Annotated in this window: 16 protein-coding genes; all 16 read right to left on the reverse strand. The window is 62.7% G+C overall.

The genetic code is table 11. From position 1 onward, the window contains the following. Positions 1 to 12: 12 nt before the first annotated feature. The 16 genes from rpsS to rplJ all read right to left on the reverse strand — a co-directional run bounded on the left by rpsS (position 13) and on the right by rplJ (position 23185). Positions 13 to 291, reverse strand: a complete 279-nt coding sequence (rpsS, locus tag QX071_RS29505) for a 30S ribosomal protein S19 (protein WP_008963465.1) — start codon at positions 289 to 291, stop codon at positions 13 to 15. Between the two features lie 11 nt (positions 292 to 302). Beyond that, entirely contained in the window at positions 303 to 1136 is an 834-nt protein-coding gene (gene rplB, locus QX071_RS29510; protein WP_315705642.1) for a 50S ribosomal protein L2, read from the reverse strand. 12 nt (positions 1137 to 1148) lie between these two features. Then, positions 1149 to 1448, reverse strand: coding sequence for a 50S ribosomal protein L23 (locus QX071_RS29515; protein ID WP_315705641.1), 300 nt, complete (start codon positions 1446 to 1448; stop codon positions 1149 to 1151). Next, the gene (gene rplD, locus QX071_RS29520; protein WP_315705640.1) at positions 1445 to 2065 is read right to left on the reverse strand and encodes a 50S ribosomal protein L4; all 621 of its coding nucleotides are present in this window, start codon (positions 2063 to 2065) and stop codon (positions 1445 to 1447) included. Before rplD ends, QX071_RS29515 begins: the two co-directional genes overlap by 4 nt. A gap of 1 nt (position 2066) precedes the next feature. Next, entirely contained in the window at positions 2067 to 2786 is a 720-nt protein-coding gene (gene rplC / locus QX071_RS29525; protein WP_315705639.1) for a 50S ribosomal protein L3, read from the reverse strand. Between the two features lie 57 nt (positions 2787 to 2843). Continuing rightward, a complete protein-coding gene (rpsJ, locus tag QX071_RS29530) occupies positions 2844 to 3152 on the reverse strand; it encodes a 30S ribosomal protein S10 (protein ID WP_002712302.1) in 309 nt (102 codons plus the stop codon). An 85-nt stretch (positions 3153 to 3237) separates the two neighbouring features. Further along, on the reverse strand, positions 3238 to 4428 hold the full coding sequence (gene tuf, locus QX071_RS29535; protein WP_315705638.1) for an elongation factor Tu: 1191 nt from the start codon (positions 4426 to 4428) through the stop codon (positions 3238 to 3240). Between the two features lie 39 nt (positions 4429 to 4467). After that, positions 4468 to 6540, reverse strand: coding sequence for an elongation factor G (gene fusA / locus QX071_RS29540; protein ID WP_315705636.1), 2073 nt, complete (start codon positions 6538 to 6540; stop codon positions 4468 to 4470). Between the two features lie 33 nt (positions 6541 to 6573). Next, on the reverse strand, positions 6574 to 7044 hold the full coding sequence (gene rpsG, locus QX071_RS29545; protein ID WP_315705635.1) for a 30S ribosomal protein S7: 471 nt from the start codon (positions 7042 to 7044) through the stop codon (positions 6574 to 6576). Positions 7045 to 7073: 29 nt separating this feature from the next. Then, on the reverse strand, positions 7074 to 7445 hold the full coding sequence (gene rpsL, locus QX071_RS29550; protein WP_008969396.1) for a 30S ribosomal protein S12: 372 nt from the start codon (positions 7443 to 7445) through the stop codon (positions 7074 to 7076). Positions 7446 to 8489: 1044 nt separating this feature from the next. Then, complete coding sequence (locus QX071_RS29555; protein WP_315705634.1) at positions 8490 to 10598, reverse strand: ABC transporter ATP-binding protein; 2109 nt, start codon at positions 10596 to 10598, stop codon at positions 8490 to 8492. Positions 10599 to 10827: 229 nt separating this feature from the next. Continuing rightward, complete coding sequence (locus QX071_RS29560; protein WP_315705633.1) at positions 10828 to 12882, reverse strand: FAD-dependent oxidoreductase; 2055 nt, start codon at positions 12880 to 12882, stop codon at positions 10828 to 10830. A 335-nt stretch (positions 12883 to 13217) separates the two neighbouring features. Then, positions 13218 to 17417, reverse strand: a complete 4200-nt coding sequence (gene rpoC, locus QX071_RS29565; protein ID WP_315705632.1) for a DNA-directed RNA polymerase subunit beta' — start codon at positions 17415 to 17417, stop codon at positions 13218 to 13220. A gap of 131 nt (positions 17418 to 17548) precedes the next feature. Next, a complete protein-coding gene (gene rpoB / locus QX071_RS29570; RefSeq protein WP_315705631.1) occupies positions 17549 to 21667 on the reverse strand; it encodes a DNA-directed RNA polymerase subunit beta in 4119 nt (1372 codons plus the stop codon). Between the two features lie 561 nt (positions 21668 to 22228). Beyond that, positions 22229 to 22606 carry a 50S ribosomal protein L7/L12 gene (gene rplL, locus QX071_RS29575; RefSeq protein ID WP_315705630.1) on the reverse strand — a complete coding sequence of 126 codons (378 nt, stop codon included), beginning with the start codon at positions 22604 to 22606 and terminating at the stop codon, positions 22229 to 22231. A gap of 60 nt (positions 22607 to 22666) precedes the next feature. Then, positions 22667 to 23185 (reverse strand): 50S ribosomal protein L10, encoded by a 519-nt coding sequence (gene rplJ / locus QX071_RS29580; protein ID WP_315705629.1) that lies wholly within the window; start codon positions 23183 to 23185, stop codon positions 22667 to 22669. Positions 23186 to 23401 lie beyond the last annotated feature (216 nt).

Below are 23401 nucleotides of genomic sequence, written 5' to 3' on the forward strand. Positions count from 1 at the left end.
TCAAGCCTACTCTTAGGCCTTCTTGGCTTTCTTGTCGCCGGAATGGCCGTGGAAGGTCCGGGTCGGCGAGAACTCGCCGAACTTGTGACCGACCATCTCCTCGTTGACCGCCACCGGCACATGCTTCTGGCCGTTGTAGACGCCGAACGTCAGCCCGACGAACTGCGGCAGGATGGTCGAACGGCGGCTCCAGATCTTGATCACGTCGTGCCGGCCAGACGCCCGCGCCGCATCTGCCTTCTTGAGCAGCGACGCCTCGACGAACGGGCCCTTCCAGACTGAACGAACCATCTCGGCGTTCCTTACTTCTTCCGCTTGTGGCGGCTCAACAGAATGAATTTATCGGTCGACTTGTTGGTGCGGGTCTTCTTGCCCTTGGTGGGCTTGCCCCACGGCGTGACCGGGTGACGACCGCCGGAAGTACGGCCTTCGCCGCCGCCGTGCGGGTGATCGATCGGGTTCATGGCGACGCCGCGGTTGTGGGGCCGACGGCCCATCCAACGCTTGCGGCCGGCCTTGCCGATCGAGGTGTTCATGTGGTCCGGGTTCGACACCGCGCCGATCGTGCCACGGCAACGGCCGTGCACCAGGCGTTGCTCGCCCGAGTTCAGGCGCAGGATCACGTAGTCCTGGTCGCGGCCGACGATCTGGGCGTAGGTGCCGGCCGAACGCGCCAGCTGACCACCCTTGCCGATCTTGACCTCGATGTTGTGGACGATCGTGCCGACCGGCATGTTGCCGAGCGGCATGACGTTGCCCGGCTTCACGTCGACATAGTTGCCGGCGACGATGGTGTCGCCGACCGCAAGGCGCTGCGGGGCCAGGATGTAGGCCAGCTCGCCGTCCTGATACTTGACCAGGGCGATGAAGGCGGTGCGGTTCGGATCATATTCCAGCCGCTCGACGGTGGCGGGAACGTCGACCTTGTCGCGCTTGAAATCGACCGTGCGGTACGACTGCTTGTGGCCGCCACCAAGAAAGCGGACGGTGATGCGGCCGGTGTTGTTGCGGCCGCCGCTCGACAGCTTGCCTTCGGTCAGAGCCTTGACCGGCTTGCCCTTGTAGAGCGCCGAACGATCGACCATCACCAGCTGGCGCTGGCCCGGCGTCGTGGGGTTGAATGTCTTCAATGCCATGGCAGTACAGCCTTATAGCCCGGTGGTCACGTCGATGCGGTGGCCCTCTTCGAGGGTCACGATCGCGCGCTTGGAGTCCGACTGCGACCCGAAATGGCCGCGGAACATCTTGGTCTTGCCCTTGCGCACGAGCGTGTTGACGCTCTTGACCTTGACGTCGAACAGCTTCTCGATCGCCTCTTTGATCTGCGGCTTGGTCGCCTTGGCGGCCACCTTGAACAGAACCTTGTTGTGCTCGGAGGCGTAGGTCGCCTTCTCGGTCACGACCGGCGAAAGGATGATGTCGTAGTGGCGCGGATCGATGGTCTTCATTTGAAGCGCGCCTCCAGCGCATCGATCGCCGCCTTGGTCAGCACCAGCTTCTGACGGCGCAGAATGTCGTAGACGTTGATGCCCTGGATCGGCAGCACGTCCATGTTCGGGATGTTGCGGGCCGCATTGGCGAACCCGCCGTGCAGCTCGGCGCCGTCGATGATCAGCGCGTTGGTGAGCCCGAGGCCGGAGAAGTGCCCGACCAGCGCCTTGGTCTTGGCGGTCTCGAGCGTCGCGTTCTCCAGCACGACCAGGTCGCCGTCCTTTGCCTTGGCCGACAGCGCATGCTTGAGCGCAAGCGCGCGCACCTTCTTCGGCAGATCAGTGGCGTGCGAACGCACCACCGGACCGAAGGCGCGGCCGCCGCCACGGAACTGCGGCACGCGAGCCGAGCCGTGACGAGCACCGCCGGTGCCCTTCTGCTTGTACATCTTCTTGCCGGTGCGCCAGACTTCGGCGCGGCCCTTGGCCTTGTGAGTGCCGGCCTGGCGCTTGTTCAGCTGCCACTGAACGCAACGCGCGATGATATCCGCGCGCGGCTCAAGACCGAAGATGGCGTCGGACAGCTGGACCGAGCCGGCTTCCTTGCCCTCGAGGGTGGTGACTTTCAGTTCCATGTTATGCGCCCTCCTGCACGGCCGCAGCTTCCGCAGCCTGCTCGGTAGCGACCTTGAACTTGCCGGGCTTCGGCGCTTCCTTCGGCAGCGGCTTCTTCACGGCGTCGCGCACCGAGATCCAGCCGCCCTTGGAACCGGGCACCGCGCCTTCCACCAGGATCAGGCCGCGCTCGACATCCGTCTGCACCACACGCAGGTTCAGCGTGGTGACGCGCTCCACACCCATGTGACCGGGCATCTTCTTGTTCTTCCAGGTCTTGCCGGGGTCCTGACGACCACCGGTCGAACCGATCGAACGATGCGAGATCGACACGCCGTGAGTGGCGCGCAGACCGCCGAAATTCCAGCGCTTCATACCGCCGGCAAACCCCTTACCGATCGAGGTGCCGGTGACGTCGACGAACTGGCCGACAACGAAGTGGTCAGCCTGGATTTCGGCGCCGACCGGAATCAGCGCGTCCTCGCTGACGCGGAATTCGGCGAGCTTGCGCTTCGGCTCGACCTTGGCGACCGCGAACTGACCGCGCTCGGCCTTCGGCATGTACACGGTCTTACGGCTGCCGGCGCCGAGCTGCAGCGCGACGTAGCCGTTCTTGTCTTTGGTGCGGTGACCAACCACCTGGCAGTTGCCGAGCTTCAGCACGGTCACGGGGATATGTTCGCCGGTCTCCGTGAAGACCCGCGTCATCCCGACCTTTTGTGCGATCACTCCGGAGCGCATCGGCGTGCATCCTGTTCTTCTGTGTGTCCGCAACACGCGGACGTGAATCCAAAAATCTTAGAGCTTGATCTCGACGTCGACACCGGCGGCCAGATCGAGCTTCATCAGCGCGTCAACGGTCTGCGGGGTCGGATCGACGATGTCGAGCAGGCGCTTGTGGGTGCGCATCTCGAACTGCTCGCGGCTCTTCTTGTCGACGTGCGGCGAACGGTTGACGGTGAACTTCTCGATGCGGGTCGGCAGCGGAATGGGTCCGCGAACCTGCGCGCCGGTCCGTTTCGCCGTGTTCACGATCTCCCGCGTCGACGTATCGAGGATACGATGGTCGAACGCCTTGAGACGGATGCGAATGTTCTGGCCGTTCATTGCCGTATGCTTTCTCTAGTGAGTGGCGAGTAGCGAGTAGCGAATGGATCTGGTCCACCCGCCACTCGCCATTCCCTATCGCTTGTTACTCGATGATCGCGGCGACGACGCCGGCGCCGACGGTGCGACCACCCTCGCGGATGGCGAAGCGCAGCTTCTCCTCCATCGCGATCGGCACGATCAGGTGCACTTCCATCGCGATGTTGTCGCCCGGCATCACCATCTCGGTGCCTTCCGGCAGATGCACGACACCGGTCACGTCGGTGGTGCGGAAGTAGAACTGCGGACGGTAGTTGGTGAAGAACGGCGTGTGACGGCCGCCCTCTTCCTTGGTGAGGATGTAAGCCTCAGCCTTGAACTTGGTGTGCGGCTTGACCGAACCCGGCTTGCACAGCACCTGGCCGCGCTCGACTTCCTCGCGCTTGGTGCCGCGAAGCAGCGCGCCGATGTTATCGCCCGCCTGACCCTGATCGAGCAGCTTGCGGAACATCTCTACGCCGGTGACCGTGGTCTTCTGGGTCGGACGGATGCCGACGATCTCGATTTCGTCGCCAACCTTGATGATGCCGCGCTCGACACGGCCGGTCACCACGGTGCCGCGGCCCGAGATCGAGAACACGTCTTCCACCGGCATCAGGAACGGCTGGTCGATCGGACGCTCCGGCTGCGGAATGTACTCGTCGACATTGCGCATCAGCTCGAGGATCGCGTCGTGACCGAGCTTCTTGTCCGAATCTTCCAGAGCGGCGAGCGCCGAACCCTTGATGATCGGGATCTTGTCGCCCGGGAATTCGTACTTCGAGAGCAGCTCGCGGACCTCGAGCTCGACGAGCTCGAGCAGCTCCGGATCGTCGACCATGTCGCACTTGTTGAGGAACACGACCAGCGCCGGAACGCCGACCTGGCGGGCGAGCAGGATGTGCTCGCGGGTCTGCGGCATCGGGCCGTCAGCAGCCGACACGACCAGGATCGCACCGTCCATCTGGGCGGCGCCGGTGATCATGTTCTTCACGTAGTCGGCGTGGCCGGGGCAGTCGACGTGCGCGTAGTGGCGGTTCTTGGTCTCGTACTCGACGTGCGCGGTCGAGATGGTGATGCCGCGGGCCTTCTCTTCCGGCGCCTTGTCGATCTGGTCGTATGCAGTGAACGTCGCGCCACCGGTCTCGGCCAGGATCTTGGTGATCGCAGCCGTCAGCGACGTCTTGCCGTGGTCGACGTGACCGATGGTGCCGATGTTGCAGTGCGGTTTGTTACGTTCAAACTTTGCTTTGGCCATTTGACTCTCCGTTCAGTCGCTAACTTGAGCTAACGACAATCAGGCAAACTTCTTCTGGACTTCCGCCGACACGTTGGCCGGCGCTTCCGCGTAGTGGTCGAACTGCATCGTGAAGGTCGCGCGCCCCTGGCTCATCGAGCGCAGGTTATTCACGTAACCGAACATGTTCATGAGCGGCACCATCGCGTTGATGACGTTGGCATTGCCGCGCATGTCCTGGCCCTGGATCTGGCCACGCCGCGAGTTCAAGTCGCCGATGACGGAACCGGTGTAGTCTTCCGGCGTCACCACTTCGACCTTCATGATCGGCTCGAGCAGAACCGATTTGCCCTTCTGCAGCGCCTCGCGGAAGGCCGCGCGCGATGCGATTTCGAAGGCCAGCGCCGAAGAGTCGACGTCGTGATACTTACCGTCGACCAGCGCCACCTTGACGTCGACCACCGGGAAGCCGGCGACCACGCCAGAGCCGAGCACGCTCTCGATGCCCTTCTCAACACCGGGGATGTATTCCTTCGGAACCGCACCACCGACGATCTTGGATTCGAACACGTAGCCGCCGCCCGGCTCGTTCGGCTCGACCACCAGCGAGACGGCCGCGAACTGGCCGGTGCCGCCGGTCTGCTTCTTGTGGGTGTAATCCACATTGGCAGGCTTGGTGATGCGCTCACGGAACGCCACCTGCGGCGCGCCGATATTGGCGTCCACCTTGTAGGTCCGCTTCAAGATGTCGACCTTGATGTCGAGATGAAGCTCGCCCATGCCCTTCAGGATGGTCTGGCCGGACTCGTGATCGGTCGACACCCGGAACGACGGATCCTCCGCCGCCAGCTTCGCCAGCGCGATGCCGAGCTTCTCCTGGTCCGCCTTCGATTTCGGCTCGATCGCGATCTCGATCACCGGCTCCGGGAATTCCATCTTTTCCAGGATCACCTGGTGGGTCGGATCGCAGAGCGTATCACCGGTGCGCGCTTCCTTGAGGCCAGCCAGCGCGACGATGTCGCCGGCATAGGCTTCCTTGATGTCCTCGCGATTGTTCGCGTGCATCAAGAGCATGCGGCCGATGCGCTCCTTCTTCTCGCGGGTCGAGTTCACGACGCCGGTGCCGCTCTGCAGGATGCCCGAATAGATGCGGCAGAAGGTGATGGTGCCAACGAACGGGTCGTCCATGATCTTGAACGCGAGCAGCGACAGCGGCTCCTTGTCGTCCGCCTTGCGCACGACTTCGTTGCCCTTGTCGTCAGTGCCCTTGATCGCAGGCACGTCGAGCGGCGACGGCAGATAGTCGACAACGGCGTCGAGCAGCGGCTGCACGCCCTTGTTCTTGAAGGCCGAGCCGCATAGCACCGGATAGAAGGCGCCGGTCAGAACCGCTTTGCGGAGCAGCTTCTTCAAGGTCGCCTCGTCCGGCTCCTTGCCGTCGAGATAGGCAGCCATGGCGTCGTCGTCGAGCTCGACGGCGGCTTCCACCAGCTTCTCGCGATATTCCTTGGCCTGGTCGGCAAGATCCGCCGGAATGTCGACATAGTCGAACTTCGCACCGAGCGACTCGTCGTTCCAGACGATGCCCTGCATCTTCACGAGGTCGACAACGCCCTTGAAATTGTTCTCAGCACCGATCGGCAGCTGGATCGCAACCGGCTTCGCGCCCAGGCGATCGACGATGTCCGCCAGGCACTTGAAGAAGTCGGCACCGGTCTTGTCCATCTTGTTGGCGAAGACGATGCGCGGCACCTTGTACTTGTCGCCCTGGCGCCAGACAGTCTCGGTCTGCGGCTCGACGCCCTGGTTGGAGTCGAGCACGCACACGGCGCCGTCCAGCACGCGCAACGAACGCTCCACCTCGATGGTGAAGTCGACGTGGCCGGGCGTATCGATGATGTTCAGACGCTTGCCGTTCCAGAACGCGGTGGTCGCGGCCGACGTGATCGTGATGCCGCGCTCCTGCTCCTGCTCCATCCAGTCCATCGTCGCGGCACCCTCGTGCACCTCGCCGATTTTGTGGCTCTTGCCGGTGTAATACAGAATGCGCTCGGTGGTCGTGGTCTTACCGGCGTCGATATGCGCCATGATACCGAAGTTACGGTAGTCCTCGATGGCATGTTGGCGGGGCATGGACCTGTTCCTAAATTTCCGTTCGGGTCGCCGTTACCAGCGATAGTGCGAGAAGGCGCGGTTGGCTTCCGCCATGCGATGCACGTCTTCACGCTTCTTGACGGCGTTCCCCCGGTTGTTCGAGGCGTCGAGTAGCTCCGCCGAGAGCCGCTCGGTCATCGTCTTCTCGTTGCGATCGCGCGCCGCGGAGATCAGCCAACGAATTCCCAAAGCCTGCCGACGCGTCGAACGCACTTCGACCGGAACCTGGTAGGTCGCACCGCCGACGCGGCGGGAGCGCACCTCGATGGTCGGCATCACGTTGTCGAGCGCCTGCTCGAACACCGTCAGCGGATTCTGCTTGGTCTTGCTCTCGATGACGCCGAGCGCGCCGTAAACGATGCTTTCGGCGACCGACTTCTTGCCGGCATACATCACCGAATTCATGAACTTCGTAATGACGACGTTCCCGAACTTCGGATCCGGAAGCACTTCACGCTTTTCGGCAGAGTGGCGACGCGACATGTGTTCTGTTCCCGCTTATCTCGAACGTCTTACTTGGGCCGCTTGGCGCCGTACTTCGAACGGCGCTGCTTACGGTTCTTGACGCCCTGGGTATCCAAGACGCCGCGGAGAATGTGGTAGCGCACGCCCGGCAAGTCCTTGACGCGACCACCGCGGATCATGACCACCGAGTGCTCCTGAAGGTTATGGCCTTCACCCGGGATGTAACCGATCACCTCGAAGCCGTTGGTCAGGCGCACCTTGGCGACCTTACGAAGCGCCGAGTTCGGCTTCTTCGGCGTCGTGGTGTAGACGCGCGTGCAAACACCGCGCTTCTGCGGCGACTGCTGCAGCGCCGGCACCTTCTTGCGCGACTTCTGCACAACGCGCGGATTTGCGATCAGCTGGTTGATCGTCGGCATCTTGGCCTTCACCCTTCTCAACGTTCTTACGAAAACCACGTCGCGTGGTGCCCGCAAATTCCTACTGAGGTTCCCCGCCTCACCGGGCCGCCAGCGCGAAAAACATCTGCGCAAAGCGAAAGTGCGCCAACCGCTCATCGCTGAACGGAAAGCGCTTGACGCCACAGAGGACCGCAGTCAGAGCCGGTCGGCACAGCCGACGGCCACCACCTGAGGTCATGCATCCGAATTCGATCTCAAGAGGACTTGCTCAAGAGAACTAAAATCGTCCTGGCATTGCCTAGCTATAATCGACAGCGTTTGAGCGGCATTCGTCGAGGGTGGTGCCCATCCCTGCCCGTTTCGGGGTGGTCCGGGTGTTCCGTACCGACGCTGGCGAAGCTCACCGCCTGTCGTTAAGTGGGCGCGTTTTATAAGCGGTAAATACCCAAGTCAAGCAAAACGATGCTGCAAGAGACCAGAAGAAAGGCCTCTGGCAGCTGCGCTTTCCGCGGCACCGCAGGCGGCGGCCCGAGCCGGGACGTGCCCCCGCGAGGGCGCCTGTCCGCATGTGCATCCGATTGAGAATATACCGATGTTCCAACGAGATAAGTCTTTCTTTGCATTCCGCAAGGCAGCATCGAGCGGCCACCAAAGACAGCGCAGGTGTTGGCATCGAGGACCGTCATCCCTTGGCGGCGGCCGGCCGGCTTGTCCTGTCGGCGTCGCCGCCGAACTGCGCCCCCTCGCCGATCTTGACGGCCCGATCCGCTGGATTTTGCGCTCGCCGGCGCTGCGATTCCAACAGTTCGCGCCCTTTCGCGGTCGATTCGCTTTGCGAGCTTCGGATTGAAGATCTCGGAAAAGTAATTGATTTTATTTGATTTTTTTTGAATTCAGATCAGGGGCATGCAGACGAGGCGCCGGGAATCGCAAGTTCGTCAGGGCGCCCGGAGGCGCTTGGCGCCGCAGACAGATCGATTCTGCCGCGATGGGATTCGCCGACCGCCCCGGCCTACGCAACCCACGCAAATGGCCGGCCACCACCCCGCGCGACGATCCCGTTCACGCCGCGTCGTCGTCCTCGTCGTCATCATCATCGTCGGGATCGGTCCGATTGGCCGAATCGGCCGTCTGCGGCATGTGCCCTTGGTCGTCCCAGAGCTTGCGATAGACCCCGTTCTTGGCGAGCAGTTCAGCATGCGTGCCGCGCTCGATCGCGCGGCCGCCGGAGATCACGATGATCTCGTCCATCTCGACGACCGAGGTCAGGCGATGGGTCGACCAGATCATGGTACGGCCCTTGGCGACCTTCAGCAGCGTGTGGTTGATGGCAGCCTCGGTGGTCTGGTCGAGCGCCGAGGTCGCCTCGTCCAGCAGCAGCACCGAGGGATTGCGGATGATCGCCCGCGCAATGGCGATGCGCTGGCGCTGCCCGCCCGACAGCGTGTCGCCGCGTTCACCCACCAACGTATCGTATTTCTGCGGCAGGCTCATGATGTAGCGGTGGATCTCGGCCTTCTTCGCGGCTTCCACGACCTCGGCGTCGGTTGCGCCCTCCTTACCGAGTCGGATGTTCTCCCGCAGCGACATGTTGAACAACATGTTCTCCTGGAACACGACCGCCATGCTCCGGCGCAGCGAGTCGCGGGTCACCTTGCGGATGTCGACGCCGTCGATGGTGACGCGCCCTTCGTCCGGAACATAGAGCCGCAGGATCAGGTTGAGCAGCGTGCTCTTGCCCGAGCCTGACGGGCCGACGATCGCAATCCGCTTGCCGACCTCAAGCTTGAGGCTGAGATTGTCGAGCACCGGCGTCGCGCTGCCCTCGTATTGGAAGGTGACGCGCTCGAAGGTGATGTCGTGGCTGATGCGCGGCAGGTCCGGCGCGCCCGGACGGTCTGCGCCACGGGTCGGCTCGTCCAAAAGCTCCTGCATATGGCGGATGGCCGCGGCGGACGAGATCGACACCGGAATGAAATGCATGACATGGGCGATGTTGTAGGACACCTCCCAGAACGCGCTTTCGAAGGTGACGAAGGTCCCGACCGTGATCTGGCCCTTGGTGGCGAGATAGGCGCCGAGCGCCAGCACCACGAGGTGGAGCAACAGCACCGCGATCGTCACGGTGCGCTCGACCATGGTCGACAGGAACATGGCAGAGGCCATCTTCTGCCGGGCCGCGTCATTGCGCAGGGTGAACCAGCCGAACACCTTGCGGTGCAGACTGAACGCCTTGATCACCGCCTGAGCTGCGATGTTCTCGTGGATCACGCCGAGCAGCGAGGACTCGTTGACCTTCTGCTCGTAATTGGCCACCACCGCCATGGGCGTCAGAATCCGCGGGCCGATCAGCGTGATCGGAAACACCAGGAGCGCCACCACGGCCAGCTGCCAGTTCAGGAAGAGCATCAGGATGATGCCCGCGATCAGTTCCAGAAACGGCAGTGCCGCGCTGTTCGAGAAGCTCTTCACCACCCCTTCGAACGCCGACATGTCGACGGAGAAACGCGACAGGATCTCGCCGCGCTTGGTCCGCTGAAAATAGGCTGCAGGGAGATTCTGGACGTGCTCGAACAGCCGCGTGCGCACATCCGAGATGACGCAGGCGGCGAGCCGCGCGTCCCAGCGCTCGTACAGCACAGCGACGATCGAGGTGAAGATGCCGGCGGCGGCGAGCACGCCTAGGATGCGATAGAGCGCCTCGAAATCCTCCTCGCCGAGCGCGTCGTCGATCAGGAACTTGAGGCTGAGCGGCATGATCACGTTGAACAGCGTCTCGACAAGGACGCCCAAGGTGACGAAGGCCAGCATCTTCTTGTATTTGGCCAGCAGCGGCGCGACGAAGCCATAGACCGTCGCCAACGCACCGGCGGCTTCGCGTGCAGTAAAGACGACGAGGTCTTCGTCGTCGTCATCATCATCGAGGTCGAGGCCCTCCTCCTCCTCGTCCTGCTCGTCTTCGTCTTCGTCCTCGTCATCCTCATCGTCGACCGGAGCCGGCGGTTTGCCGGCGGCCGGCCCTTTGGGCACGGCAGGTTTCGGCGCGCCCGTCTTTGGAGCTTCGGTCTTGAGGGCTTCGGATTTGGCCACAACGAGCTTGGCCGGATCCGAGGCGGGATCGCCTTCGGACGCAGGTTGCCGACCGTCAGACATTGAAGTTTTGGACGCCATTGAACCAACCGATGCTGCACGGCCGGCCTGACCGTAGAAGACTCGAGCGCTCCGGCTTTAACATCTGCGATCCGCCGCAGCCAGCATTCCCACGACAACGCGACGCATCATGGATGACAGAAGACCGTTGCTCGCGGGCCTTCTGCACAGTCGGGCGGGCATTTGCCGTCCGGCTTCCGTTTTTCGGAACATGCCCCCGGCACATAGGGGCACGACAGGCGCGGCCGCCTCAGTCCTCGTCCTTGACCTTGTCAAAGAACGAATAGCGCAGGCTGTCCGCGTCGGCATACCAGTGGCCCGGCCCCTTGTTGGCGGCCAGCGTCGCCGCCCACAATGCGTCGGTACAGTCGTGGCGATGCATCGACAGGTCGAAGCCGTTGCCGAAGAACAGCTCCGACCATTCCCACCAGGTGCCGAGCTTCTTCACGCCCCGCAACAGATCGTAGCGGTCGATCAGCGCCGGCGCCATGTCGGAGGTGATGGAGCCGAACACCAGGCCCGTCTTGACCACGCGGTTGAGTTCGCGGATTGCGCGAGGCACCTGCCTTTCCGCCACATGGCAGAGGCTGGTTTCGAACACGAAGTCGAACTCGCCATCCTTGAACGGCATGTCGGTGACCGAACCGAGCTTGTTGAACTTCTTCAGCGCCTTCGGCGTCTTGCCATGGATGTAGCGGTTGTTCTCGATGCCCCAGGCATCGATACCGCGGTCGCGCAACGCGCCGACCAGTTCGCCGCTCGCCGACCCGGCAACCAGGAGCTTGTAGCCGCGGGCGCGGTTCCAGACGATCTTGATCAGGTCGGTCAGATAGGCCGGATCGGTGAATTGCTGCCAGGCCTCGCTATAAGGCCCTTGCCCGCGATAGTTCTCGAAATACTCGCGATCGATCTTGTCCGAGAGCGGCTTCTCGGACTGCGCCCGGGCGCGACGCAGCCGTATCATCTCGGTCAGGATGATGTCGGTCGCGGCGTCCGACGAATCGAGCAGACCGTTCAAGGTCGAATCGAACAGATAGTCGCCGACCAGCACGATGCCGGGATGCTCCTTCGGATCGGGCCGATGATTGGTCATGACATCGCGCACCGGCAAGCCGCCCGGCAAGGCGTTCACCGACGACAGCCAACGATGGATCTTGCCTTCCATGAAATGCGCGCGGGCGTCGCCAAACGCCGCCGGCAGCGATTTCAGCGCAGCGTCGATCAATTCCTGATCTGACAGATTGGCGAAGGCGAGCGCATCCGAGCCGGCAATCAGCCAGTTCAGGACGCCGTGCCGGCCGACATCATGGCGCGAGCCCTCATTGTAGATGCAGCAGCCGCCGAACGCTTCCGACATGAACCAGGAGCCCGGGATCTTGTCACCCCAGAACGGCTCATCGAACAGGATCGAGACGCGCAAGTAATGCGCAGGACGGTCGAAATAGGCGACGTGCTTGACCATCGACTTACGCAGGCTTTCACCTTCCCAGCCGAGGGTGGCAAGCCAGGAATGCGGCAGGCAGACCAGCACCAAGTCGAACTCCCGCGTCTCCGGCCCCTTGCCGTTCATCATGTTGATCCGGTAGCGGCCGGACGCGGTCTTGCCGACCTTCAGCACACGATGATTGAGCTGGATGTCGGCGTCGACCTCGGAGCGCAAGCCCTCGATCAGCTGCTCATTGCCGTTCTGGATGGAATACAGGCCGATATAGCCGTCGATATCCATCACGAAGTTCTTCAGCGCATTCAGCCCATTGGTGCTGTGGGCCTCGGTCGCGATGTCGGAGCGCGCCATCACCTTGAAGAAGCGCTTGGCGGTGGGATCATCGACTTCCTTGTCGAGCAGCTCCTCGCAGGAGACATAGGCCCAGGGATGCTCGTTATCGTGCGCGCCGACGCCCTCGTAATATTCGACCGGTGACATCACCTCGGTGCAGCGCTGGCGGAACGCCTCGACGGCGGCGGCCGTCTTCGGCCCATATTTGCGGCGCAGGCCGGGAACGTCGTCGAGCAACTCGCCGTCGAGCTGCACCTGGAGCGCATCCATCGGGATGGTCTGCAGGCCGAAATGCTGGATCAGCTCGCGCAGGGGATCCGGCCCGCTCATCGAATAATCGTAGATTTCGGCGACGCCCGCTTCGTAGATCGCAGGCGCGGTATCGAACTTGCGCGTGACGATCTTGCCGCCCAGCCGATCGGACGCTTCGAAGATCGTGACCTTGCAAAGGTCACCCAACTTTTTCCTGAGGTACCAGGCGCTCATCAGCCCGCCGGGGCCACCGCCTACAATCGCAAGGTCAAGCATCTGCGTTCCGCTATCTCCGGACGTCCGTGACGTCGCCGGTCGTCGATCTCAGGGGGTTCTGCCACCCTCGGGGCTCGATCGGCCATAGCGCAGCCAGTCCACACAGGGTTTGCGCTTAAGCAAATCGGCGCGTCGTGATGGCGGTCGGTGGAGATCATTATGGCGGATCAGACGGCACCAGAAGCGCCTCTTTGCCTGAAGGGAAGATGAACAACGGGGATGTGCCCCTGCAACAGGACAAAAAAATGTTAAAAAAAGGCCGGCGACAGCCGGCCTTTTCTCCGTTCGATGAATGAACGCCGGAGCGCGCCGACGCGCGCTCCGTAGATTTACGGCTACTCCGCCGGCGGCAACGCGAGCGGCTGCGGCTCCGGAGTGCTCGGCACGATCGCGGCCTGCTTCTCGCGCTCGTCGAGAATGAGCTTGTCCCGCTTCACGGCGACTTCGCGGATGCGCGCCATGGAGGCGCCGGTGCCGGCCGGGATCAGGCGACCGACGATGACGTTCTCCTTCAGGCCCTCGAGCGGGTCGATCTTGCCGTTGACCGCCGCTTCCGTGAGGACGCGCGTGGTCTCCTGGAACGATGCCGCCGAGAAGAACGAACGGGTCTGCAAGCTCGCCTTGGTGATGCCGAGCAGAACCGGGGTGCCGGTGGCGGGCTTCCTGCCCTCCTCCTTCGCCTTCGCGTTGGTCGCGTCGAACTCGATCTTGTCGACCTGTTCGCCCGAGATCATGTCGGTGTCGCCCTGGTCGGTGATCTCCACCTTCTGCAGCATCTGACGGACAATCACCTCGATGTGCTTGTCGTTGATGAGCACGCCCTGCAGCCGGTAGACCTCCTGGATCTCGTTGACCAGATAGGCCGCGAGTTCCTCGATGCCCTTGATGGCCAGGATGTCGTGCGGTGCCGGATTGCCCTCGACGATGAAATCGCCCTTTTCGACGATATCGCCGTCCTGCAGGTGGATGTGCTTGCCCTTCGGGATCAGGTACTCGCGCGGCTCCTCGGTCTTGTCGACGGGCTCGATCGAGATGCGACGCTTGTTCTTGTAGTCCCGGCCGAAGCGGATGGTGCCTGCGATCTCAGCGATGATCGCTGCGTCCTTCGGCTTGCGCGCTTCGAACAGTTCCGCCACCCGCGGCAGACCGCCGGTGATGTCACGCGTCTTGGCGCTCTCGGTCGAGATACGGGACAGGATGTCGCCCGACTTGACCGTCGATCCGACGTCGACCGACAGGATGGCGTCGACCGGAAGCATGTAGCGGGCGTCGCCGCCGCGGGCGAGCTTCAGCACCTTGCCGTCCTTGCCCTTGACCACGATCGCGGGCCGCAGATCGGCGCCGCCACGCGTCGAGCGCCAATCGATGACGACACGCTTGGCGATACCGGTCGACTCGTCGAGCGTCTCGGAGATCGACTGGCCTTCGAGCAGATCCTCGAAGTCGATGGTGCCCTCGGCTTCCGACAGCACCGGGCGGGTGTAAGGATCCCACTCGGCGATGCGCTGGCCGCGCTTGATCATGTCGCCGTCGTCCACATGCATGCGCGAGCCGTACTGGATACGGTGCGTCGCACGTTCGGTGCCGTCGGGGTCGACGATCGTCACGACCATGTTGCGGACCATCGCGATCAGGTGACCTTCGCTGTTGCGAGCGATCGCCTTGTTCCTGATGACCACCTTGCCTTCGAAGTTCGATTCGACGAAGGACTGCTCGTTCAGCTGCGCAGCGCCACCGATGTGGAAGGTGCGCATCGTCAGCTGGGTGCCGGGCTCACCGATCGACTGCGCGGCGATGACACCGACAGCCTCACCGTGGTTGACCGGCGTACCGCGTGCGAGGTCGCGGCCGTAGCACATCTTGCAGATGCCGTTGACCAGCTCGCAGGTCAGCGCCGAACGGATCTTCACCTCCTGCACGCCCGCCTGCTGGATGGCGTCGATGTGGCTCTCCTCCATCAGCGTGCCGGCTTTGACCAACACGGCGTTGGTGGCGGGATCCCGCACGTCATCGCAGGGCACGCGGCCCAGGATGCGCGAGCCGAGCGAAGCCACCAGGGTGCCGGCGTCGACGATCGCGCGCATCTTGATGCCAAGATGAGTGCCGCAATCGTCCTGCGTGATGATGCAGTCCTGCGCGACGTCGACCAGACGACGGGTCAGGTAACCCGAGTTCGCGGTCTTCAACGCGGTGTCCGCGAGGCCCTTGCGGGCACCGTGGGTCGAGTTGAAGTACTCGAGAACCGAGAGACCTTCCTTGAAGTTCGAGATGATCGGCGTCTCGATGATCTCACCCGACGGCTTGGCCATCAGGCCGCGCATGCCGGCGAGCTGACGCATCTGGGCCGGCGAACCGCGCGCACCGGAATGCGACATCATGTAGATCGAGTTGATGTCGGCATCCGCCCCCGTCGCCGTCTTCTTGGTGACGGAGATCTCCTTCATCATCTCCTTGGCGATCTCTTCGCTGGCCTTCGACCAAGCGTCGACGACCTTGTTGTACTTCTCGCCATGGGTGATCAGACCGTCATTGTACTGCTGCTCGAAATCCTTCGCCAGCGTACGGGTGGTGTCGACGATCTTCCACTTGCCTTGCGGCACGACCATGTCGTCCTTGCCGAACGAGATGCCCGCCTTGAAGGCGTTGTAGAAGCCGAGCGCCATGATGCGGTCGCAGAAGATCACCGTCTCCTTCTGGCCGCAGTGACGATAGACCTGATCGATGACGCCCGAGATTTCGCGCTTGGTCATCAGCTTGTTGATGACCTCGAACGTCACGCGCGGATGCTTCGGCAGGAGATTGCCGAGCATCACGCGGCCCGCGGTGGTTTCGATCCAGCGCTTGGCGACCTTGCCGGTCTCGTCCATGCCCTCCCAGCGATACTTGATCTTGCTGTGGAGATGGATGGCCTTGGCATGCAGCGCATGCTCGAGCTCGGCCATGTTGCCGAACGCCATGCCCTGACCGGCCATGCCTTCGCGCATGATCGAGACGTAGTAGAGGCCGAGCACGATGTCCTGCGACGGCACGATGATCGGCTGACCGTTGGCCGGATGCAGGATGTTGTTGGTCGACATCATCAGGACGCGCGCTTCCAGCTGCGCTTCGAGCGACAGCGGAACGTGCACGGCCATCTGGTCGCCGTCGAAGTCGGCGTTGAACGCCGAGCAGACCAGCGGATGCAGCTGGATCGCCTTGCCCTCGATCAACACCGGCTCGAACGCCTGAATGCCGAGGCGATGCAGGGTCGGCGCGCGGTTCAAGAGCACCGGATGCTCGCGGATGACCTCGTCCAGGATGTCCCAGACCTCGGGCCGCTCCTTCTCGACCAGCTTCTTGGCCTGCTTGACGGTCGTCGACAGGCCCTTCGCGTCAAGCCGCGAATAGATGAACGGCTTGAACAGCTCGAGCGCCATCTTCTTCGGCAGGCCGCACTGATGCAGGCGCAGCTCGGGACCGACCACGATCACCGAACGGCCCGAATAGTCGACGCGCTTGCCGAGCAGGTTCTGACGGAAGCGGCCCTGCTTGCCCTTCAGCATGTCGGCGAGCGATTTCAGCGGCCGCTTGTTGGCGCCGGTGATGACGCGGCCGCGGCGGCCGTTGTCGAACAATGCGTCGACAGCCTCCTGCAGCATGCGCTTTTCGTTGCGGATGATGATGTCAGGAGCGCGCAGCTCCATCAGCCGCTTCAGGCGGTTGTTGCGGTTGATGACGCGGCGGTAGAGGTCGTTGAGGTCCGAAGTCGCGAAACGACCGCCGTCGAGCGGCACCAGCGGCCGCAGATCCGGCGGGATCACCGGAACCACGGTCATGATCATCCATTCCGGCTTGTTACCGGAATGGCGGAACGCTTCCACGATCTTCAGCCGCTTGGCGAGCTTCTTGTGCTTGATGTCGGAGTCGGTCTCCTGCATCTCCACGCGCAAGGTGGCCTCGAGCTTCTCAAGCTCGAGCCCGCGCAACAGCTCGCGGATCGCTTCGGCGCCGATCATGGCGGTGAAGTTGTCCTGGCCGAACTCGTCCTGCGCCTTCAGATACTCGTCTTCCGACAGCAGCTGACGTTCCTTCAGCGTGGTCGTTCCCGGCTCCAGCACGACGTAATATTCGAAGTACAGGATCCGCTCGAGATCCTTCAACGTCATGTCGAGCAGGAGGCCGATGCGCGAGGGCAGCGACTTCAAGAACCAGATGTGGGCGACGGGAGCTGCAAGCTCGATATGGCCCATGCGCTCGCGCCGGACGCGCGACAGCGTCACCTCGACCGAGCACTTTTCGCAGATGATGCCCTTGTACTTCATCCGCTTGTACTTGCCGCACAAGCACTCATAGTCCTTGATCGGCCCGAAGATGCGGGCGCAGAACAATCCGTCGCGCTCGGGCTTGAAGGTGCGGTAGTTGATCGTTTCCGGCTTCTTGATCTCGCCGTAGGACCAGGACAGAATCTTCTCAGGGCTCGCGATCGAGATCCGGATCTGGTCGAAGACCTGAGCCGGCGTCGTCGGATTGAAGAGATTCATAATTTCTTGGTTCATCGTCTTCTCCTCGCATGCCGATCGGGGCCGGCAGCAAATTCGAAAATCTCTTTCATAAAGCGCCCTGCCCTGACCCGTGGGCAAGATGCCGATGCCCGGCCGTCACTCACGGCCGGGCCTGATGACTTGAACTACTCTGCGGCTTCCGATGTCGGCGCCGGTCCCATCTTGGAGTTGTGCAGGTCGACGTTGAGGCCGAGCGAGCGCATTTCCTTGACCAGCACGTTGAACGATTCCGGAATACCGGCTTCGAACGTGTCGTCGCCGCGGACGATCGCCTCGTAGACCTTGGTGCGGCCGGCGACGTCGTCCGACTTCACCGTGAGCATCTCCTGCAGCGTGTAGGCCGCGCCGTAAGCTTCGAGCGCCCACACCTCCATTTCGCCGAAGCGCTGGCCGCCGAACTGGGCCTTGCCGCCCAGCGGCTGCTGGGTGACCAGCGAGTACGGGCCGATCGAGCGCGCATGGATCTTGTCGTCGACCAGATGGTGCAGCTTCAGCATGTAGATGTAGCCGACCGTCACCTTGCGATCGAACGCATCGCCGGTGCGGCCGTCATAGACCGTCGACTGACCGGATGCGTCGAGGCCGGCGAGCTTCAACATCTCCTCGATGTCGGCCTCCTTGGCGCCGTCGAACACCGGCGTGGCGATCGGCACGCCGCGGCTCAGATTGTGACCAAGCTCGATCAACTCGTTGTCGTTGAGCGTCTTGATGGTCTCGTCATCGCCGTAGATCCGCTTCAAGGTCTCCTTCAGCGGCTTGACGTCCTGCTTCGACAGGTAGGCATCGACCGTCTGGGCGATGCGCTTGCCGAGGCCGGCGCAAGCCCAGCCGAGATGGGTCTCGAGGATCTGCCCGACGTTCATGCGCGAGGGCACGCCGAGCGGGTTCAGCACGATGTCCGCATGGGTGCCGTCCTCGAGGAACGGCATGTCCTCGATCGGAACGATCTTGGAGACGACGCCCTTGTTGCCGTGACGGCCGGCCATCTTGTCGCCCGGCTGGATCTTGCGCTTCACCGCGACGAAGACCTTGACCATCTTCATCACGCCCGGCGGCAGCTCGTCGCCACGCTGCAGCTTCTCGACCTTGTCGAGGAAGCGCTGTTCAAGCCCCTTCTTCGACTCGTCGTACTGCTTCCGCATGGCCTCGATCTCGGCCATCAGCTTGTCGTTCGGCGAGGCGAACAGCCACCACTGCGACTTCGGATACTCGTCGAGCACCGCGCGCGTGATCTTGGTGTCCTTCTTGAAGCCCTTCGGACCGGAGATGCCCTGCCGGCCCTCCAGCATGTCGGCGAGACGGCTGTAGACGTTGCGGTCCAGGATCGCCTGCTCGTCGTCGCGGTCCTTGGCCAGACGCTCGATCTCTTCCCGCTCGATCGCCAGAGCACGTTCGTCCTTGTCGACGCCGTGGCGGTTGAACACTCGCACTTCGACAATCGTGCCCTGCACGCCCGGCGGCACCCGCAGCGAGGTGTCGCGCACGTCGGAGGCCTTCTCGCCGAAGATGGCGCGGAGCAGCTTCTCTTCCGGCGTCATCGGGCTTTCGCCCTTCGGCGTGATCTTGCCGACCAGGATGTCGCCGGCACGCACTTCCGCGCCGATATAGACGATGCCGGCCTCGTCGAGGTTCTTCAGCGCTTCTTCCGAGACGTTCGGAATGTCGCGGGTGATTTCCTCAGGACCGAGCTTGGTGTCGCGGGCCATCACCTCGAACTCCTCGATGTGGATCGAGGTGAAGACGTCTTCCTTCACGATCCGCTCGGACAAGAGGATCGAGTCTTCGAAGTTGTAGCCGTTCCACGGCATGAACGCGACCAGCACGTTGCGGCCGAGCGCGAGCTCGCCGAGATCGGTCGACGGACCGTCGGCGATGATGTCGCCCTTCTTGACGATATCGCCGACCTTCACCAGCGGACGCTGGTTGATGCAGGTCGATTGGTTGGAGCGCTGATACTTCATCAGCCGGTAGATATCGACGCCCGACTTGGTCGGATCGAGATCTTCCGTGGCGCGGATGACGACGCGGGTGGCGTCGATCTGGTCGATGACGCCCGAACGGCGGGCCGCGATCGCAGCCCCCGAGTCGCGGGCCACGACACCCTCCATGCCGGTGCCGACGAACGGCGCCTCGGCGCGAACCAGCGGCACCGCCTGGCGCTGCATGTTCGAGCCCATCAGCGCGCGGTTGGCGTCGTCGTTCTCGAGGAACGGGATCAACGCCGCGGCGACGGAGACGAGTTGCTTCGGCGACACGTCCATGTAGTCGACCTTGTCCGGCGTCATCGGCACGACTTCGCCGGCATGACGGCAGACCACGAGGTCTTCGGTGAAGCGCCCCTTCGCATCCAGCGGCACGTTGGCCTGCGCGACGCGATAACGCCCCTCTTCCATGGCCGACAGATAGACCACTTCGTCGGTGACGCGGCCGTCCTTTACCTTGCGATACGGCGTCTCGACGAAGCCGTATTTGTTGACGCGGGCAAAGGTCGCGAGCGAATTGATCAGGCCGATGTTCGGACCTTCCGGCGTCTCGATCGGACAGATACGGCCGTAATGCGTCGGGTGCACGTCGCGCACTTCGAAGCCGGCGCGCTCGCGGGTCAGACCGCCCGGGCCAAGCGCCGACAGGCGGCGCTTGTGGGTGATCTCCGACAGCGGGTTGGTCTGGTCCATGAACTGCGACAGCTGCGACGAGCCGAAGAACTCGCGCACCGCGGCCGCGGCTGGCTTGGCGTTGATCAGGTCCTGCGGCATCACGGTGTCGATGTCGACGCTCGACATGCGCTCCTTGATGGCACGCTCCATGCGGAGCAGGCCGATGCGGTACTGATTCTCCATCAGCTCGCCGACCGAACGGACACGGCGGTTGCCGAGATGGTCGATGTCGTCGATCTCGCCCTTGCCGTCGCGCAGGTCGACCAGGGTCTTGATGACCGCCAGGATGTCTTCCTTGCGCAGCGTGCGCTGGGTATCCGGCGCATCGAGCTCGAGGCGCATGTTCATCTTGACGCGACCGACCGCGGAGAGGTCGTAACGCTCGGCATCGAAGAACAGCGACTGGAACATCGCCTGCGCCGAATCGAGCGTCGGCGGCTCGCCCGGACGCATCACGCGGTAGATGTCGAACAACGCGTCCTCGCGCGTCATGTTCTTGTCGGCCGAAAGTGTGTTGCGGATGTAGGGACCGACATTGACGTGGTCGATGTCGAGCAGCGGCAGGTCCTTGTAGCCCTGCTCGTTCAACACCTTCATGAGCTTGTCGGTGATCTCATCGCCCGCTTCGGCAAAGATCTCGCCGGTCTTCGGGTTGACGAGGTCCTCGGCGATGTAATTGCCGAGCAGTTCCTCGTCGCCCATGCGCAGGGCTTTCAGCCCCTTCTCCTGAAGCTGGCGGGCGGCACGCACGGTGAGCTTCTTGCCGGCTTCGAGCACGACCTTGCCGGTATCGGCATCGATCAGGTCGTTGGCGGTCGAGTAGCCACGGAACCGGTTGGCATCGAACGGCACGCGCCAACCGTCCTTGGCGCGCTTGTAGATGATCTTCTTGTAGAAGGTCGACAGGATCTGCTCGCCATCGAGACCGAGCGCGAACATCAGCGACGTCACCGGAATCTTGCGGCGACGGTCGATGCGCGCGAACACTACGTCCTTGGCGTCGAACTCGATGTCGAGCCAGGAGCCGCGATAGGGAATGACGCGAGCGGCGAACAGGAGCTTGCCCGAGGAGTGGGTCTTACCCTTGTCGTGGTCGAAGAACACGCCCGGCGAACGGTGCATCTGCGAGACGATGACGCGCTCGGTGCCGTTGACGATGAAGGTGCCGTTCATGGTCATGAGCGGAATGTCGCCCATGTACACGTCCTGCTCCTTGATGTCCTTGACCGACTTCGCACCGGTCTCTTCATCGATATCGAACACGATGAGGCGCAGCGTCACCTTGAGCGGCGCAGCAAAGGTCATGCCGCGCTGACGGCACTCGTCGACGTCGTATTTCGGCGGCTCGAACTCGTAGCGAACGAACTCCAGCATCGAGGTGCCCGAGAAATCGGAGATCGGGAACACCGAGCGGAACACCGCCTGCAAGCCTTCGTCCGCCCGGCCGCCTGCCGGCTCGTCCACCATCAGGAACTGGTCATAAGACGCCTTTTGAACCTCGATGAGGTTCGGCATCTCGGCGACTTCCTTGATGTGTCCAAAAAACTTGCGAACGCGTTTGCGACCGGTGAATGTCTGCTGCGCCATCGTGGCCTCTCATTTCGTCGCCCGGAGGGGCGGACCTTCCGAACCTGCGGCTGCCACCGCTATTCGGGTTGAATTTCGATCCATCTCGAAGATCGGAAGCACAAGGTTCGGAACCGAAGCGTCCCAAATTCGTTCTTCAGACCATCAAAACGCAAAACGACGCGCGGGGCGCAAAGACGCACCCGCTCGTCAGAACCATCTCGTTACGGACTGCAAAAGCCCGAAATTGCCTATCTCCCAACGGCCTGCACAGGAAACCTCGCCGCTCCCTGCACGATCGGCTTTTCGTGCTGCCGACCCAATATGGGGCGACAATAACCGAGATTCGAGGGGCAAGCCCCTAGATCCCCACACATTTTCGTGTTTGACGCGCATTGGACGCTCCCTTTGCACGCCTTTTGCACCAGCTCCCGCAGGGCGCCCGATCCAGCACGGGATACCACCACAATCTCTCGTGCGCGATGGCCGGGTGACTTTCGCCCTCCCGACCACCGAAACATTTGGCAAAAGACCCCAACCTCGCCGTCGCTCGGCCAGAATCTCAGCTGAAGCAAGCCGTGCTTACTTGAGCTCGACCTTGGCGCCAGCCTTCTCGAGCTGAGCCTTGATCTTCTCGGCCTCGTCCTTGTTCACGCCTTCCTTCAGCGGCTTCGGCGCACCCTCGACGAGGTCCTTGGCTTCCTTCAGGCCCAGGCCGGTGATGGCGCGGACTTCCTTGATGACCTCGATCTTCTTGTCGCCGGCAGCGGCCAGAACGACCGTGAAGTCGGTCTTCTCTTCGACCGGAGCGGCGGCAGCGCCACCAGCACCCGGAGCAGCGACAGCCACCGCAGCCGCGGCGGACACGCCCCACTTCTCTTCCAGCAGCTTGGCGAGCTCAGCGGCCTCGAGCACGGTGAGGCTCGACAGGTCGTCGACGATTTTCTGCAAGTCAGCCATTGATGTACTTCCTTAATGTGGTTCGGTTCGAAACCAGGTTGTGAGTGTTTGCGAAGGGCGTCAGGCCGCTTCGCCCTTTGAGGCATGAGCCTGAATGACGCGCGCGACCTTGGCCGCGGGTGCATTGGCGAGCTGGGCGAGCTTGGTCGCCGGAGCCTGGATCAGGCCGACGAGCTTGCCGCGCAGTTCGTCCAGCGACGGCAGCGAGGCGAGAGCCTTGACGCTGTCGACATTCAGGACGGTTTTACCCATGGAGCCGCCGAGGATGACGAACTTTTCGTTCGCCTTGGCAAATTCCATGGCAACCTTGGGCGCCGCGACAGGATCGTTCGAAGTTGCGATCACGGTCGGCCCCTTCAACAGGGAACCGATGCCGACGACGTCCGTGCCTTCAAGAGCAATTTTGGCGAGACGGTTCTTCGAGACCTTCACCGACGCGCCCGCCTGCTTCATCTGCTTGCGCAGGGTCTGCATCTGGGCCACGGTGAGGCCGGAATAATGAGCGACGACGGCAACGCCCGTGGTCTTGAAGACCTCGTGCAGCTGCTCGACCGCCTCTTTCTTTGCCGCTCGTTCCACAGCAAGCTCTCTCCGGTTGGCGGCCTTTGCCATAGGCGGGACCGCCGGGTTGCACCCATCGTCCCGCCAAACCTGACCTTCGGTTAAGAACCATTAAGGACACGCAGGGCGGCACGACGACTTCAATAGCCTGCCCTTCCGCCCCTTTGAGGAGACGGAGTGTCGAGGTTCGAACCAAACCTGCATCCCAACCGCCGAAAGCGGCGCGATGCGAGA

Origin of the sequence: Bradyrhizobium sp. SZCCHNS1022, from assembly GCF_032484835.1 — a bacterium.
In the GTDB taxonomy this organism is placed as follows: domain Bacteria; phylum Pseudomonadota; class Alphaproteobacteria; order Rhizobiales; family Xanthobacteraceae; genus Bradyrhizobium.